The sequence below is a fragment of the Massilia sp. LXY-6 genome, from assembly GCF_051233485.1.
Classification (GTDB): domain Bacteria; phylum Pseudomonadota; class Gammaproteobacteria; order Burkholderiales; family Burkholderiaceae_D; genus Telluria.
The window spans coordinates 1-14734 of record NZ_JBKFGF010000083.1 but is presented as its reverse complement, the minus strand read 5'-3'; the positions used below and the strand labels follow the sequence as shown (position 1 = coordinate 14734).

Sequence of the window (14734 nt, the reverse complement as noted above, 5' to 3'; positions counted from 1 at the left end):
GGCGTCGGAAAAACTCGTTTGCTTCATCGGTGATGCTGGAAAGATGGGATGCATCATTGTGCCAGTTGCGCCGGCGGCCGGGGGAGCTCGGCGATTAAATCAGCGCTTCCCTAGGGAGCGCAGAAGTCCAGGGTAGCGATCGTCGTTACCCATGGCCGACTATAGTGGACCCCGACTTTGAGACGGTGGTTTAAGCTGTCGTCCGCGAAAGGATGATAGCGAATGAGTGAAGGTAAGAAGCGCAGGACGCATTCGGCGGAGTTCAAGGCCAAGATTGGCCTGGAAGCGGTTCGCGGGGTGAAGACGATCAACGAGATCGCGCAGGAGCACAACGTGCATCCGCAGTTGGTCACGCAATGGAAGAAGGAGATTCTGGAGAACGCGAGCTCCTTGTTCGATACCAAGCGCGGCCCGAAGCCGGTGGACGAGAGCAGCCCGGAGGACAAGCTCTACAGCGAAATCGGCCGGCTGAAGCTGGAGACGGACTGGCTCAAAAAAAAACTGGGGCTGTAAGTCGCAACGAGCGCATGGACTGGATCGAGCCTGCCCTTGCGGGCCTGCCGTTGACGCGCCAGTGCGAGCTCGCTGGTGTCCCGAGAGCGACGGTGTACCGAAGGCTGGAGGCGATGGTCCGCCAACAGCATGAGGACCAGGAGGACAACGCGCTGCGCGTCCTGATCGACGAGGAGTACACCAGTCGGCCGTTCTACGGCAGCCGGCGCATGGTGGTGTTCTTGCGCGGCCGAGGACACCGCGTCAATCGCAAGCGCGTGCAGCGCCTGATGCGGGAAATGGCTCTGGCAGGCATGGCGCCGGGCCCGGCGACGAGCAAACCGCATCCGCAGCACAAGGTCTATCCGTACCTGCTGCGTGGAGTGGCGGTCACGCGGCCGAACCAGGTGTGGAGTACGGATCTGACCTATATCCGACTGGCGCGTGGTTTTGCCTACCTGGTGGCGATCATCGATTGGTACTCGCGCCGGGTGCTGGCCTGGCGGATCAGCAACAGCATGGACGCGTCATTTTGTGTGGACTGCTTGGAAGAGGCCTTGCGCCACCACGGCAAGCCCGAAGTGTTCAACAGCGACCAGGGTTCGCAGTTCACCAGCGACGTGTTTATCGGCGTGCTCAAGCGCGAAGGCGTGGCGATCAGCATGGACGGGCGCGGGCGGGCACTGGACAACATCTTTGTCGAGCGCCTATGGCGTAACGTGAAGTACGAGGACGTGTACCTGAAGGGCTACACCAACATGGCCGAGCTGACAGTCGGTCTGGCGCAGTACTTTGCGTTCTACAACGCCGAGCGGCCGCATCAGGCCCTGGGCTACGGGACGCCAGATCAAGTTTACCGTGCTGGCGTCGGGGGCGGTGCGCCGATCATCGACAAGTTCGGCGACGCGGTGCTCGAGCATGCGCAAGATAGCATTACGGGGCAGCGCCGGGCAGCTGCTGAGGTAGAAACGGACATAGCTTAAACTCGCCGGCTGATTGTCTTGACTGATGGGTCCACTTTAGACAGTCCAGACGCAAGATTGTGCTAACCACACTTGGAACTGGTCGGTGCTGTGCTTGAATTTAAATTGCGTGATCTTCTACGAATACACCTGCCATGGAGTGACTGATCGAAAAATCGGCCGAGCACAATAGATTTCGGCCGGTTCAGATTTCCAGACTGGATCAAAGCGAAATTAAACTTTCTGCTTTGAAAACTTCCGACGAGCTGCCGTCGTGCCTAGCAGGCCTAGTCCAAGAAGCGCCAAGGTTCCTGGTTCTGGCACCTCACTACCAGGGCCTGGCTCGGTTGGGCCTCCAGCAATCGCCGAACCAAAAGTGATATTGTCAAACGCGATCTTATTGACGGTGCCGCCAAAATCGATCGAATGTGCAATGCCCGCGAAACTTACACCTACCGGAGTGAAATTGCAATAGTCGCCGGTCGGATCTCCGCTGCATCCATTGTTATACTGTGATGCTAAGTTGATCGAGCCAAGCAGTTTACCTGTCGCGTTTAAACCATCATAGACGTTAACTACTGCCGCTTCAGAAGAGCTATAGAAAAACGAAAATCCAGTATCGAAGCCGGCTGAACTGTTCAGAATCGCGCTTCCGGTCAGGAAAAACATGACAGTATTCGGCGAAGGTTCATTAGCGAAATTTCCGCTGCCGCCGGCATCCGCATCTATCACTGCTAGCGTATTTGAACCAAATTCAATGCCGTAATTGGTTCCACTATTCCCATTGCCGTCCGTTCCCCCATTGTAGAAATTAAGCACTGAGGCACCGTTCCCAATGCCTTCGAAGGTAAGTACGGTAGGTGCAGCGGAAGCGCTAGCTACAGCCGTAGTGAAGAAAAAAGCTAATGCAAGTTGAATTTTATTCGGCATGGATATTCCCTTGTATTGTGGAGGTTTTTGTGCTGCGCGAAGTAATTAGCAATATGCGTGCCAACAAATTAAAGAAACGCTAAGCAATTGAATAATAAGGTGCTTCTTATCAATTCTTAAAAACTTACTCTTGCTTTGGTTTATTAATTGTAAGTTTTATCGACATCGTATTTTATTTACAAATATTAACAATGTTAAAATAATTAAAGAGTTTTAAAGAGTTAATATTTATTTATAAGCGGAATTATTCTTGCCTCGGCTGCTGCGTAATCAGTCAAGAAACCCTGCTTCTTGCGGCAGTGTGAGCGTGGACGAGCATGCGCGCACTCATGCACAGACGGCGGCGGTCAGCTAATCCGCTAACCGACGGGCTGTTGATAAGCGGATTAGTCGGATTAGCGACGTGCGCCGCCTTCGCATCATCCCGTCCAGGGATGCGGAGACGGAAGGTCACAGGCGAACCTCGTGCTGGGGCTACACGTTGGTCAAGCGCAGGGCTTTACCCAGGTAAAACTCCATCAGGACTGCCGCGCGTGGCATCCATCTTCGGTCACGGTGGTCGCCGCGGGATCGTTCATCACCGCGAGGACTACGGCGATGCGGGCGAGGTGCTCGGCGGCTTTGCTTGCTAAGCCGCGGACCTCACGCAGTTCGCCAGCGATTGCCTGTTCGATCTAATTGTGCTGGTCGATCCACAGGCCAGCGGTACTCTGCGGGTATGAAATCAGACAGCGCGAGAACAAACCTTGGTCCTTCAGGATCGGAGATGGGCAGACTGCCAAGCGAGGGGATCAGGTCTTTCTCCAGCCAGCCGCTCACTTTTATGAAGTGCCTAAGGCGAGCGTGCGCTGCTTGCCGAGGTAGCGGTACGCGAGGCGCCAGTACTTTCCGGTCGCGCTGACATGCAGGTACATCCCGTTGAAATCAGCATACTTCTCGCCGTTGGGCCACCGCGGTGCTTCACTTGTCGTACGAAGGTGTCGGTTAGGACCATCGCTCATCCTTGGGATGTTGGTACCAGCACGTCGCCGGCATTGGCGATACCAAGAGAAGTACCAACAATTGGTCGATATACGATGATACTTCTTGTTACTGAGCAAGACAGCAAAAAGCCCGCAGTTCATAGGAAATGCGGGCTGATGATACGATGTAAAACCGGGTAGTACAGTGTTGTGGTGCCTCCGGCCGGAATCGACGAGTCCGCTAGAAGCAGCGTGGCTGCTGGGTTTTCTTGGCAAGCTCATCTGTGACGTGGATACACGCATGGATACATAGCTGTTCAGAGTTAGGGGGCGGTTTTCGTTTGCGGAAGCCCGCTGACTACTTGGACCCTCGTCGCGGATCTGCGTTCACTGTCAGTCGGCATCAATATTCCAATCCGGTCGTTGCTCCAATAGTATTTCCGCCTCCTGAAAACTGGCGACAACCTGGAGCGTGTCCGTATCGTAGAGTTCCTGTAGACCGGCGAAGTGCAAGCCGGCACATCGCAATACCAAACGACGGCCTCCGTCCCGGAATGCAAAGTCGCTGCTCGCTGGGCCACACGGAAGGCGATGCACTCGACCTTGCCGATATATTCTGACTTCGTCGGACAGGGCTTCTCCTTCTTTGTCCTTGTAGCCGACGCTCCAGGCGACTGAATGGCGGTCCGGTGCCATCACTAAGTTGATCGCTGGAAAGCCATCAATTAAGGAAGCGCGGTTGCTTGCATCTATCACGTGGACGCGTCGCAAACGGTCCAAGTACGCGCGCTTCAGCGTACTTGGAGGCATAGCGGCGGAAATTGACACGCGGGCCACTAGCATGGCAAAGATGATCCAGCGGATACTTCGCATGTTTATTCCGGTATGAACTGACACCATGAAGTCCAGAGCTACACGCCACATCACGAACATTTCACGTGACCGCGCCAACTCAAGTTACCGGACGGCGAACGGGATAACGTTACTACGCCGTGGGTCTTGGAAGATGTGCAAACAAAGCGTGCCGTAAGCTTGCTCTGATTGTTCCATTGGGGATGATCGAACGTGGATATGACAGAGTCGATCCCGTCCACCTTGGCGGTTGTCCCAGCGTAGCCCTTCCATTTGGCCTTTCCTGCGGCATCGTAGACCGTCCAGTTCTCACCATCTACGCCATCTTCCTGTTCGATCGCCAGGAATTCCTTTTCGTCTGGCGAGAACAAGACGGTATGCCCGGCATGCATCAACCGCCCAGTGTCATCGAACAAAAGATCCCCCGAGTAAAAGTCTTCATCCATCCTCTCGATCAGATGAGCCTTGGCTTGAGGGGCGTAGCCGCAGTAGCGCCAGCGCAAGCCGCCCATCTCTTCATATGGCGGCTTGTCGACAAATCGCTTCGCTCCTTTTGCCGTGATAACCTCCAACACATGCTTTTCCACGCGACGCGCACCCTTGGGCGCTTGTCCCAGCGCAGTCCGCTCGACCTTTGCTGTTTCGCACGAAAGAGTGGACTGAGACTCCCTGCACAGCACTGCGGTACTGGCCAAGGCAAGCGTTGCGCAAACAAGCGCTCGACTAATGACGGTAGATGACATATGCCGGTTTCTCCTCGCGATACTCTTTACCTGGCCAGAACCCGTTCTTTTGCACAAAATCGGATATCCAGTTTTTCCCATCAAAGCCTTGAATGTGGCCGCTCTTATGATGCGTAGTTGCCTGTATCACTGCAACATCACCTTTCAGCGGCTTGAACGTTGACAGATCGTCGACCTTCACCGTGTGGAACCCGGCGCGTAACATTGAAGGCCCCCAATCCTTGGCGTGCACTGGCCACGTGCCTGGTTTGTAGCCGCCGTCGCGGAGTGCTTCTCTCACAAAGTAGGCACACCGCCCTTTGCCAAAGCCCGTGCTGTCCGCGTTGTTGCGCAAGTGTGCCGTGAACTTGTCCACGTCGAAAGTTGGCATGGTCGCACCTAAGCGATGACCTTGTTGGCCGACAGGTCCCAGCCTCCTGCAGTGCTGCCGCCAGCACCGCCGGTAATCTTCTGCTGGGTGTACTTCCACGTCACCCTGGCGAATTTCAGCTGCAAATGCTCTTGCATCCCGCCTGCCGGCTTCAGGCCCGGCTTGATCGAACCGATGAGTACGCTCTCCAGTACCATTTCGAAATACTTGACACGCTCGCCGTTGCCATCTGCGCGAAAGAACTCGAACTTCGCCTTCGGGATGGTCTTGCCCATCGCACAGTATTGCAGCAGGAGCGGTGTGGACAGGTCAGTGAGCTTGGATACCACAACATCATCGAACTCGGCTCGCGCTGACGTATGACCGCCAGCCGTCGACACTACCGGACTGCGCGGCTGATCGACTCCGAAATCCACGTCCAGGCATTCAATCCACTCCTTGTGCTTGTCGTCCATCGACTCGCCTTTGATGCCTTCGATCTGCAGATATGCGTCTACTGCCATGATGGTATTTCTCCTGATTGGTTAGATTAGCCCGTCTCCCGTTCTGGTCACCGAGAGCGTGCCGTGAATGCAATTCGAGTACGAACCGCCCGTGTTTGATCGATCACTTAACCCCGCTGACCAGCCTGAATCACGATCCTTGCGTCTGCGTGCGCGAGGGTTAGCACCGGGGAAGCGTGGGCTGGCGCTGCGTTCATCAGGACAGCGGCGACAAGAGCGAGCAGTCGGGTTCTCATGTGGACCGGTTGGTTTTGGAAAGACCGCTCGGCAGCAAAGCCGTGACGAGAGGTGTGCTGGCTTCATGGCCGAATCCAATGAAAGGCATCGGCGAGGATGACATGATTGTTCGCGTAGACGGTTGCGTTAGAGCAGCAACGTTGAGCGGATGAGATAGCAGGGCGATCTTTGGTCCAATGCACAGCGACCGTGGCCGTTGTCGTCAAGGGGAGCAATCCCATTTGGACCACGAAGACCGGGATAGCAACGCGCTTGCGTGGATGTATCGAATCCATCATCGACTGGGCTACCACGAATAAATTTCGTCGCGACGAAATCCAGTGCGCTAGCACGAGCACTTGGAGAACTTACTCGCCAAATCCGAACCATATTGCCCGAGCGTATGACTTGCGATACACGGTCGAGGCGGCATACCAGCGTGGTGACCTGGTCGACAAGCGGGTGTGGCTGATGCAGGCGCAGGCCAAGTATTACGGCGGCACGCAGATTTCGTCATGACGAAATTTTCGCAGTTCGTCATGACGAACTTTTGACCTGTTTGCATGACGTCGGTCCAGATTCGTAACAAAACCCCGGCAAGCATGGATAATTGCCTAGATTTTGTATAGACTGCCGACATGAACCACCAGGCCGATCTTATTCTTGAGCTGGCGCGCTCCAAGGGCGTGCTGCGTACCCGCGACGTGGACAGCGCCGGCGCATCGCGTGCGCTGCTCGCATCGTTGACCGACGAAGGCAAGCTGCTCAAGCTTGGCCGCGGTTTGTATGCCTTGCCCGATCGCGCAGTATCCGCCTACGACAGCTTCGCCGAAGTGGCCGCGCGCAGTGAAAATGGGGTGCTATGCCTCTTATCCGCGCTGCGCTTTCACGATCTCACCACGCAGCAGTCATCCGACGTGTGGCTCGCCATCCCGCACAAGGCCCATGCGCCGCGCTTCGACTATCCGCCGCTGCGCATCGTCCGCATGTCCGGTCCGTCGATGACCGAAGGCGTCGAGACGGTTAATGTCATGGGCACGCAGGTGCGCGTGTTTGGCGTAGCGAAGACGGTTGCCGACTGCTTCAAATTCCGAAACAAGATCGGTCTCGATGTCGCCCTCGAAGCGCTACGTGAAGCTTGGAACGGCAAGCGCGCGACGATGGATGAACTGTGGCGTTACGCCGAGATCTGCAGGGTGGCGAACGTCATGCGCCCGTACCTGGAAGCCGTAGGGGCAGCATGAAGACGACAAATCGCGCCGCATCCATCCGCGCACGCCTGCTGAACCGAGCACGCACGGAGAAGGCGGACTTCAACCTGATGCTGACACGGTATTCGCTCGAGCGGCTGTTGTACCGATTGAGTGTATCGCCATGGGCCGACCAGTTCCTGTTGAAGGGGGCGCTGCTCTTCGACCTGTGGTTCGACCAGCCGCATCGTCCAACCCGGGACATCGACCTCCTCGGGTTCGGTTCTTCGGATATCGAGTACCTGATCGAGGTCTTCCAGCAGGTTTGCATGATGCCGTCCGATGATGGCATCCACTTCGACCACGCAAGCGTGCGGGCGGCGCCGATTCGCAAAGAGGCGAATTACGACGGCGTGCGCGTCACCCTGGTCGGCACTCTGGATAACGCACGCTGCTCAGTGCAGATCGATGTTGGCTACGGCGACGCCGTCACACCGGCGCCGGAACTCGTGCAATTCCCGGCTCTTCTGGACGATGTCGCGGCACCGTCGTTGCGCGCTTATCCGGTGTACTCCGTGATCGCCGAGAAGTACGAAGCGATCGTCAGCCTCGGTATGGCGAATACGCGCATGAAAGACTACTTTGACCTGTGGTTCCTTGCGACCTATGCCGAGATCGATGTCGCCGTCTGCGCCAAGCTGTCCAGGCGACGTTCGCGCGGCGACGGACCGAAGTGCTTGCAGTCGTCCCGATGGGGTTGAGCGGCACCTTTGTGGCGAGTCCGATCAAGCAGCAGCAGTGGCGCGCGTTTCTCTCCAAAAGTAGGCTTGAGGCGCCGGGCCTGGATGAAGTGGCAGTGAAGCTGCGACGTTTGCTTGCACTTGATGAGTGAGATCGGCCTAGCCTGCAGTCGCTAAGCCGATGTTGGCACATACGATAGTGCTTGCCTTGACCGTCGGGCACCGCGCCCGTTTGTGGTCAAAGACCCGCGTCTCAAGACCTTGAGTCCTGTCGGCTGGCGCGAATGCAATCGACTGCCCACTGTTCCACTTCGCTTTTGATCCACGCGGACGACCTGCCGCTGAGCTTCACTGGTTTTGGGAAGTCCCCTTTTTTAATTGCGTCGTAGACGCTGCTTCGCGACTTGCCGCAGATGGCGAGCACCTCTTTAAGTCTGAGGAACCGAGGCTTTGTTGCGCAAATCAGGCCGAGCCAACGTAGAGCCAGCAGGTCTGGTAGCCTTGATGCATGAAACCCACTGCCCGGAAGTACCGAACAACGAACTGGAAGACGTATAACGAAGCATTGAAGTCACGCGGTTCGCTGCTCATCTGGCTCGACCCGACGATGAACTGGCATGGGCAACCGAGCGGCAAGCGTGGACGCAGCCAGGCGTTCAGCGACGAGGCGACCCAGTTCTGCCTGAGCATCAAGTGCCTCTTCAATTTACCGCTACGCCAGACCATGGGCATGACGCAAAGCTTGCTGCGCCTGGCTGGCCTGGACTGGCCGGTGCCCGACTACAGCACGGTCAGCCGGCGGCAGAAGACGCTGCAAGTCGCCATCGGCGCCGTACCGACCACGACAGGTTTGCATTTGCTGGTGGACAGCACGGGCATCAAGATGCTGGGCGAAGGCGAATGGAAGACGAAGAAGCATGGCGCGGATTACCGCCGCCAATGGCGCAAGGTGCATCTCGGGATCGACGCGTCCACGCTCGAGATCCGGGCCATGGAAGTGACCGACAACAGTATCGGCGACGCGCCTGTCCTGCCAGCGCTGCTGGATCAGATTCCTGCTGACGAGCGCATTGCCAGCGTCAGTGGGGATGGCGCTTACGACACGAAAGACTGTCATGAAGCTATCGCCCTGCGCGCCGCGCATGCCATCATCCCAACCCGCAGGAATGCCAAACCCTGGAAGGCAAACCGCTGCGGTGCCGATGCACGTAACGACATCCTGCGGACGACAAAAAGAGTGGGACGGACAATATGGAAGAGATGGAGCGGCTACCACCGGCGCAGCCTCGTTGAAACCAAAATGCGATGCTTCAAGCTGCTGGGTGAACGCGTTATGGCACGTGACTTCGACCGTCAGGTCGCCGAACTGCAGGTGCGAGCTGCCGTGCTGAACCGCTTTACTCGGCTGGGCACCCCGGTTACGGTTCCGGTGTTGTAAAACCTTCTACAAATAGCGTCAGCTTGGCCTTTGCTCGATTTGCTCAACAAAGCCCTGGTGATGGACGAGCTCAAACTTTGGCGCACAAAAAAACCGCGCCCCCAGAGGGAGAAACGCGGTTTCACGGACTTCGCTGGATTACTACGGATGAGTAAGTGGTGCCTCCGGCCGGAATCGAACCGGCACGCCTTTCGGCGCTTGATTTTGAGTCAAGTGCGTCTACCAATTCCGCCACAGAGGCTGCAAGCGCAGGCGCGCATCTTAGCACATACCATGCCAAAAAGACCAGTGCCCGCGCGAACCATTCCGGCGTATGATCTCGCTACCCTGAGAAACGACCGCACACAGCGCGGCGCGCATGATGAAGAACAAGAAGATACGTGAGATCATCCTCGGCAAGGCGCTCGACCCGATGAAGAGCGAGACCCGCCATTCGATGGCGCTGGTCGCTTTCCTGGCCTGGGTCGGGCTGGGCGCGGACGGCCTGTCCTCGTCGGCCTACGGCCCCGAAGAAACCTTCCGCGCGCTGGGCGCCCATACCCACCTCGGCCTGTACATGGCGATCGCCACCGCGGTCACCGTCTTCATCATCGCGCTCGCCTATAACCAGGTGATCGAGCTGTTCCCGACCGGCGGCGGGGGCTACCGCGTGGCCACCAAGCTGGTCGGACCCTACCTCGGGCTGGTCTCCGGCTGCGCCTTGATCCTCGACTACGTGCTGACCATCGCGATCTCGATCGCGTCCGGGGTCGACGCGCTGGCGTCCTTCCTGCCGCTCGGCTTCCAGCCCTATAAATTATGGGCCGAGGCCTTCTTCATCGCGCTGCTGATCGTGATGAACCTGCGCGGCCTGAAGGAAGCGATCCAGATCCTGCTGCCGATCTTCCTCGGCTTCGTGGCGACCCACCTGGTGCTGATCGTCTACGGCATCATCGCGCACGTGTCGAACCTGCCGGCGCTGGTGCCGAACACCTTGGCTGAGACGCGCGAGCTGGCCGGCGGCATCGGCTGGGCCGGCGTGGCCGGGATGCTGCTGCTGGCGTATTCGCAGGGCGGCGGCACCTACACGGGCCTGGAGGCGGTGTCGAACAACGTCAACCTGCTGGCCGAGCCGCGCGTGCGCACCGGGAAGATGACGATGTTCTACATGGCGCTGTCGCTGGCCGTGACCGCCGGCGGCATCATCCTGCTGTACCTGCTGTGGGAGGTACGGCCGGTGCACGGCGAAACCCTGAACGCCACCACCTTCCGCCGCATCATCGGCAGCATGGGCCTTGGCGGCCAAGTGCTGAACCAGGTGCTGTTGGCGGTCGCGCTGGCCTTCGAGGCGGGATTGCTGTTCGTGGCCGCGAATACCGGCTTCCTGGGCGGGCCGTCGGTACTGTCGAACATGGCCTCGGATTCCTGGGTGCCGCACCAGTTCCGCTACCTGTCGACCCGCCTGGTCACCCAGAACGGCATCCTGGTGATGGGCATCGCCGCGCTGGCGATCCTGTTCTGGACCCGCGGCGAGGTCACGCTGCTGGTGGTGCTGTATTCGATCTCGGTGTTCCTGACCTTCGCGGTCTCGCTGTTCGGCCTGTGCCTGTACTGGTGGCGCCATCGCAAGGACACCGATAACGTGCGCTGGGTACGGCGCTTCCTGCTGTCGCTGGTCGGCTTCGTGATCTGCTCCGGCATCCTGGCGATCCTGCTGGTCGAGCGCTTCACGCAAGGGGGCTGGGCCACCGCCCTGATCATCGCCGCCATCGCGGCCCTGTGCGTGTTCATCCGCAACCACTACCGCGAGACCAAGCGCGCGATTCAAGCGGTGGACCAGGTGTTCGCCAACCAGCCCTTCGGTCCGGAGACCGGCTCGATCGACCCCGAGCCGGACGCACACACGGCGGTGTTCATCGTCGGCACCTCGCGCGGCGGCGGCCTGCATGCCTTGTTGTGGGTGCTGCGCATGTTTCCGGGCCATTTCAAGAACTTCCTGTTCGTGAACGCGCGCACGGTCGACGCGCACGCCTACGGCGGCGAGGGCGCGCTCGAAAAGATGCGCGAGGATGCGGCCAAGACCCTGGAATTTTTCGTCGACTTCTGCCAGAGCCACGGGATGGCATCGGCGTCGTACATCGGCTTCGGCACCGATGCGGTGGAGGAGGTGACCCGCATGTGCGAGCAGATCAATCGGGAGTATCCGAATTCGATCTTCTTCACCAGCAAACTGATTTTTGCATCGGATAACTGGTTCACCCGGCTGCTGCACAACCAGGCGGCGCTGGCCGTCCAGCGCCGCCTGCACTTCGAGGGACTGCAGATGGTAATCCTGCCGATGAAAGTGTAGAGCGCCTCAAAAATCCTCATGACGGCGTTGCTTCGTCTCGCCGTACTGGCGTACTGTCTTCGACGATGCGCCTTGCCCTGAGAATTTTGTGAGACGCTCTTGTCAAGCCGCCATCTGGCGGCGCAGCGCGCGCAGTGCCGGCACCGGCCCCGTGACTTCGAGCGCATGCGCGTGCACGGTCACGGCAATTTCCTTGCCGCCGCGTGCGCGGTAACGCATGGCGCCGGGAGCGCGCTCGGAGGGCGCATAGCCGAGCCGGCCCAGCGCATCGTCGAGCGTGCAGACCAGGTGGCAGGCTTCGAAACGGGTCATCACCTCGAAGCGGCCGGGCATCATGGTCGCCATCGGCAACAAGCCGCCGGCCAGGATCGGCAGCGCGATGTAGGCCAGCGGCGCGGCCGGGTCGAACAGGTGAAACGCGAACATCAGCGCCGGCAGGCCCAGCGCCAGCGTCAGCCCGAGCAGCAGCATGCGCTGCGGCGACGCCAGGATGGAAGGGCGGCGCGCCCGCTCCGGGATGCGCTCGATATCGGAAAACGTCACGCTTTTCATGATGGGCTCCTTGGCTGGCGATGCCGCGGGATAGCGGGCACATCCACCATTCTGATAATCCCAGCCATGGGAGAATTGATCTTTCTCAAGCGACTCCTTTCCCAAAATGAAGTGTTTTTCACTTGGGAAATTCGTAGCTCAAAAATGCCACGTTCTGTCAAAAACGGCTGAGATTTGTGCGCAATCTAACAGTTGAGGGGGTAAGTGCGAACTTATGCTGTTATCAAGGATCGGTGTCAATACGCCCGCTCCCCGGAGTGTAAGTCCCGACAACTTTCTCAGGGAACTATCATGAAACTGAAATCTCTCGTTCTGAGCGCCCTCATCGCGGGCGCGGCGTTCGCCTCCCAAGGCGCCGCCGCGCAGGCGATCGACCGGACCGTTCCGCTAGTGACAGCGGGCGACGGCGTGGGCGGCTTCAACGCGCATTTCGGCGATACCTTCGCGGCCTCGACCGTCGGCAGCACGTTCAGCGACATCTTCACCTTCAACGTCGGCACGCCCTTCGATGCCGCCGCCTCGGTGACCTCGTCCTTCCTGAACACCCCGCAGACCAAAGACCTCCTGATCACTGGCTTCAGCCTGTACCGCTACGATCCGGCGACAATGGCCGTCCTCGGCACGGCGATCGCGGGGATCAACGAAACCGGCTTCGGCTCGAACCCGACCGATTCGTGGTCGCTGTCGGCCTACGGCCTGACCAGCGGGTCTTACGCGCTGAAGGTGAACGGGCAGGTGATGGGGGCGGGCGGCGGCGCCTTCGGCGGCGATTTGACCATCTCGCCGGTGCCGGAACCGCAGGCCTGGGGCATGCTGCTGGCCGGCCTGGGCCTGGTGAGCGTGGCCGCGCGCCGCCAGCTGGTGCCGAGCCGGATCCGGACCCCGCGCGCGTAGGGGACAGGGACGTAAAAAAAGCCACCCGGCCGGCCGGGTTGCTTTCTTTTTGGGCCGCCGTATCAGCGGCGCTGGTACAGGCGGAAGCGCTCGTCGCGGTCTGAGGGGCGGCGGCCTTCCCACAGCAAAGTCCAGTCGCGCGGACGGAATTCTTCCAGCACCACTGCGCCGCCGCGCGGGCCGTCGCCGGTCTGGATCACGCTCTGGCGCGCCGTCTCGCCGTGCGCGGCTTCGGCGGTTTTCTTGAGGCTGTCCTGCAGCAGCAGGTAACCGCATTTGTCGTGTGCGACGCCGGCAAACGGCAGGTGGCCGAAATACGCGAACGAGGCGCGCTGGGCCGGGCCGACGTTGGTCTCGATGCAGTCGGCGTTGGCCGGCAGGCGCGCCGCGATCTGCTGGGCCACGCTGGCGTAGCTCTTGCCGTAGTTGAGGTCGGGCAGGAACAGCGTCATCAGGAGCACCCACAGCATGATCAGGCCGCCGGACGACAGCACCACGGCGCGCCACAGCACCGAGGGTTGGCGCGACAGGCGCCAGTGCACCAGCACGAACCAGCCGACCGTGGTGGCGGCGGCCACGATAAAGGCGACGATGCCGAATTCGGGCTTGAAGCCCGGCACCAGCTTCAGCGCGTTCTTGGCGAATTGCGCCGGCCAGCCGCTCAGCTTTGCCACCCAGAACAGCCAGATCAGGCCGCCCAGCAGGCTCAGGACCATCACCGAGAACCAGTCGATCGCATTGATCGTGCCGCGCTTCATGGTCGGCAGGCCGAAGGCGGCCATCAGCGCCATCGGCGGCAGCAGCTTGAGCAGGTCGCCGTTTTCCGGGACCGGGTCGCACAGCACCAGCAGCACCAGCAGGCCGACGGAGCAGGTCGGCAGGATGATGTGCAGCAGGCCATGCTGGCGGCGCCAGGCCCAGGCGGTCCAGGCGGCGAATGGCCAGGCCGGCCAGCAGAACCAGATGCCGACACGGAAGAAGGCCTTGATCGAGAACCAGCTCGGCATGCCCAGCTGGGTGGCGTTCCAGGTCAGCCATTCGCTCACCGGCGACTGGCCGTAGGGCTGCACCAGCAGGGCGGGCAGGATCCACACCAGCATTACCAGCAGGGCGGAGCCCGCGGCCAGGGCCACGTTGCGCAGGGTAGGGCGAGCGGGCAGCTTCAGGAAGCGATTGCAGAGAAACAGCGCGCCGAGCAGGACGATGGGCGAGGCGATGCCGCGGGTCAGGGCCAGCGTGCCCAGCACCACGCCGGTCAGCACCGCGTTGCGCGTGCTGGGCTCTTCGATATAGCGCACCGAGCGGTACAGGAACCAGGCCAGCAGCGAGCCCTGCAGGGTCACGGCCAGGGTTTCATGGCTCTGCAGCAGCAGGCCCAGGCAGCCCAGGTAGATCAGGACGGCGGTGTCGGCCAGGGTGCGGCCGTAGTCGTCGGGTTCGGGCTGGCCGCCGAAGGCCAGGCGCAGCGGCTGGGCTTCGGCGCGCCGGCCCAGCCGGAACGCGGTCTGCCACAGCGACACGGTGCCCAGCACGAAGATGCCGATGGTCGACATGCGCGCCG

The 14734-nt window shown here is 59.9% G+C and carries 14 protein-coding genes, 1 tRNA gene and 1 pseudogene; 6 read left to right on the top strand and 10 right to left on the bottom strand.

Going from position 1 to position 14734, the window contains the following annotated elements:
• The first annotated feature begins 222 nt into the window (after positions 1–222).
• Positions 223–1475, top strand: a protein-coding gene (locus tag ACI48D_RS25365) for an IS3 family transposase (RefSeq protein ID WP_435574016.1) whose coding sequence is annotated in 2 segments (ribosomal slippage) — positions 223–502 and positions 502–1475 — 1254 coding nt in all. Because the reading frame shifts where the segments join, the coding sequence is not laid out codon by codon here.
• A 213-nt stretch (positions 1476–1688) separates the two neighbouring features.
• Here the strand turns inward: ACI48D_RS25365 and ACI48D_RS25360 are convergent.
• From ACI48D_RS25360 to ACI48D_RS25335, 6 genes and pseudogenes are all read right to left on the bottom strand, one after another.
• Positions 1689–2384: a PEP-CTERM sorting domain-containing protein gene (locus ACI48D_RS25360; protein ID WP_435574015.1), complete on the bottom strand. Its 696-nt coding sequence runs from the start codon at positions 2382–2384 to the stop codon at positions 1689–1691.
• An 830-nt stretch (positions 2385–3214) separates the two neighbouring features.
• Positions 3215–3378, bottom strand: a pseudogene (locus ACI48D_RS25355) (Arm DNA-binding domain-containing protein); the annotation flags it as partial.
• Positions 3379–3739: 361 nt separating this feature from the next.
• Entirely contained in the window at positions 3740–4219 is a 480-nt protein-coding gene (locus ACI48D_RS25350; protein ID WP_435574014.1) for a hypothetical protein, read from the bottom strand.
• A gap of 50 nt (positions 4220–4269) precedes the next feature.
• Positions 4270–4941, bottom strand: a complete 672-nt coding sequence (locus ACI48D_RS25345) for a hypothetical protein (protein ID WP_435574013.1) — start codon at positions 4939–4941, stop codon at positions 4270–4272.
• The gene (locus tag ACI48D_RS25340; protein WP_435574012.1) at positions 4922–5311 is read right to left on the bottom strand and encodes a CHAP domain-containing protein; all 390 of its coding nucleotides are present in this window, start codon (positions 5309–5311) and stop codon (positions 4922–4924) included. Before ACI48D_RS25340 ends, ACI48D_RS25345 begins: the two co-directional genes overlap by 20 nt.
• 8 nt (positions 5312–5319) lie before the next feature.
• The gene (locus tag ACI48D_RS25335) at positions 5320–5814 is read right to left on the bottom strand and encodes an Hcp family type VI secretion system effector (protein ID WP_435574011.1); all 495 of its coding nucleotides are present in this window, start codon (positions 5812–5814) and stop codon (positions 5320–5322) included.
• Between the two features lie 854 nt (positions 5815–6668).
• On the opposite strand from ACI48D_RS25335, the gene ACI48D_RS25330 reads away from it, so the two are divergent.
• Together ACI48D_RS25330 and ACI48D_RS25325 are read left to right on the top strand one after the other, a co-directional pair.
• A complete protein-coding gene (locus ACI48D_RS25330) occupies positions 6669–7274 on the top strand; it encodes a type IV toxin-antitoxin system AbiEi family antitoxin domain-containing protein (protein WP_435574010.1) in 606 nt (201 codons plus the stop codon).
• Entirely contained in the window at positions 7271–7981 is a 711-nt protein-coding gene (locus ACI48D_RS25325) for a nucleotidyl transferase AbiEii/AbiGii toxin family protein (protein ID WP_435574009.1), read from the top strand. Before ACI48D_RS25330 ends, ACI48D_RS25325 begins: the two co-directional genes overlap by 4 nt.
• Before the next feature lie 232 nt (positions 7982–8213).
• On the opposite strand, the gene ACI48D_RS25320 is transcribed toward ACI48D_RS25325, so the two are convergent.
• Positions 8214–8423, bottom strand: a complete 210-nt coding sequence (locus tag ACI48D_RS25320; protein ID WP_435574018.1) for a helix-turn-helix transcriptional regulator — start codon at positions 8421–8423, stop codon at positions 8214–8216.
• Positions 8424–8468: 45 nt separating this feature from the next.
• On the opposite strand from ACI48D_RS25320, the gene ACI48D_RS25315 reads away from it, so the two are divergent.
• Positions 8469–9398 (top strand): IS5 family transposase, encoded by a 930-nt coding sequence (locus ACI48D_RS25315; RefSeq protein ID WP_435574008.1) that lies wholly within the window; start codon positions 8469–8471, stop codon positions 9396–9398.
• 156 nt (positions 9399–9554) lie between these two features.
• Here ACI48D_RS25315 and ACI48D_RS25310 read toward each other — a convergent pair.
• Positions 9555–9639: transfer RNA gene (locus ACI48D_RS25310), tRNA-Leu, on the bottom strand.
• Between the two features lie 120 nt (positions 9640–9759).
• On the opposite strand from ACI48D_RS25310, the gene ACI48D_RS25305 reads away from it, so the two are divergent.
• A complete protein-coding gene (locus ACI48D_RS25305; protein ID WP_435574017.1) occupies positions 9760–11727 on the top strand; it encodes an APC family permease in 1968 nt (655 codons plus the stop codon).
• A gap of 102 nt (positions 11728–11829) precedes the next feature.
• On the opposite strand, the gene ACI48D_RS25300 is transcribed toward ACI48D_RS25305, so the two are convergent.
• Entirely contained in the window at positions 11830–12279 is a 450-nt protein-coding gene (locus ACI48D_RS25300) for a hypothetical protein (protein ID WP_435574007.1), read from the bottom strand.
• Positions 12280–12570: 291 nt separating this feature from the next.
• Here ACI48D_RS25300 and ACI48D_RS25295 point away from each other — a divergent pair, with 291 nt between their 5' ends.
• Positions 12571–13173 (top strand): FxDxF family PEP-CTERM protein, encoded by a 603-nt coding sequence (locus ACI48D_RS25295; protein ID WP_435574006.1) that lies wholly within the window; start codon positions 12571–12573, stop codon positions 13171–13173.
• A gap of 62 nt (positions 13174–13235) precedes the next feature.
• Here the strand turns inward: ACI48D_RS25295 and ACI48D_RS25290 are convergent.
• The coding region (locus ACI48D_RS25290; protein WP_435574005.1) for an ArnT family glycosyltransferase at positions 13236–14734 on the bottom strand (1499 nt) is incomplete at its 5' end.

Bases quoted from the DNA above. Each gene is read 5' to 3' on its own strand.
- ACI48D_RS25360 (WP_435574015.1), bottom strand. From the start codon at position 2,384: ATGCCGAATAAAATTCAACTTGCATTAGCTTTTTTCTTCACTACGGCT.
- ACI48D_RS25350 (WP_435574014.1), bottom strand. From the start codon at position 4,219: ATGCGAAGTATCCGCTGGATCATCTTTGCCATGCTAGTGGCCCGCGTG.
- ACI48D_RS25345 (WP_435574013.1), bottom strand. From the start codon at position 4,941: ATGTCATCTACCGTCATTAGTCGAGCGCTTGTTTGCGCAACGCTTGCC.
- ACI48D_RS25340 (WP_435574012.1), bottom strand. From the start codon at position 5,311: ATGCCAACTTTCGACGTGGACAAGTTCACGGCACACTTGCGCAACAAC.
- ACI48D_RS25335 (WP_435574011.1), bottom strand. From the start codon at position 5,814: ATGGCAGTAGACGCATATCTGCAGATCGAAGGCATCAAAGGCGAGTCG.
- ACI48D_RS25330 (WP_435574010.1), top strand. From the start codon at position 6,669: ATGAACCACCAGGCCGATCTTATTCTTGAGCTGGCGCGCTCCAAGGGC.
- ACI48D_RS25325 (WP_435574009.1), top strand. From the start codon at position 7,271: ATGAAGACGACAAATCGCGCCGCATCCATCCGCGCACGCCTGCTGAAC.
- ACI48D_RS25315 (WP_435574008.1), top strand. From the start codon at position 8,469: ATGAAACCCACTGCCCGGAAGTACCGAACAACGAACTGGAAGACGTAT.
- ACI48D_RS25305 (WP_435574017.1), top strand. From the start codon at position 9,760: ATGAAGAACAAGAAGATACGTGAGATCATCCTCGGCAAGGCGCTCGAC.
- ACI48D_RS25300 (WP_435574007.1), bottom strand. From the start codon at position 12,279: ATGAAAAGCGTGACGTTTTCCGATATCGAGCGCATCCCGGAGCGGGCG.
- ACI48D_RS25295 (WP_435574006.1), top strand. From the start codon at position 12,571: ATGAAACTGAAATCTCTCGTTCTGAGCGCCCTCATCGCGGGCGCGGCG.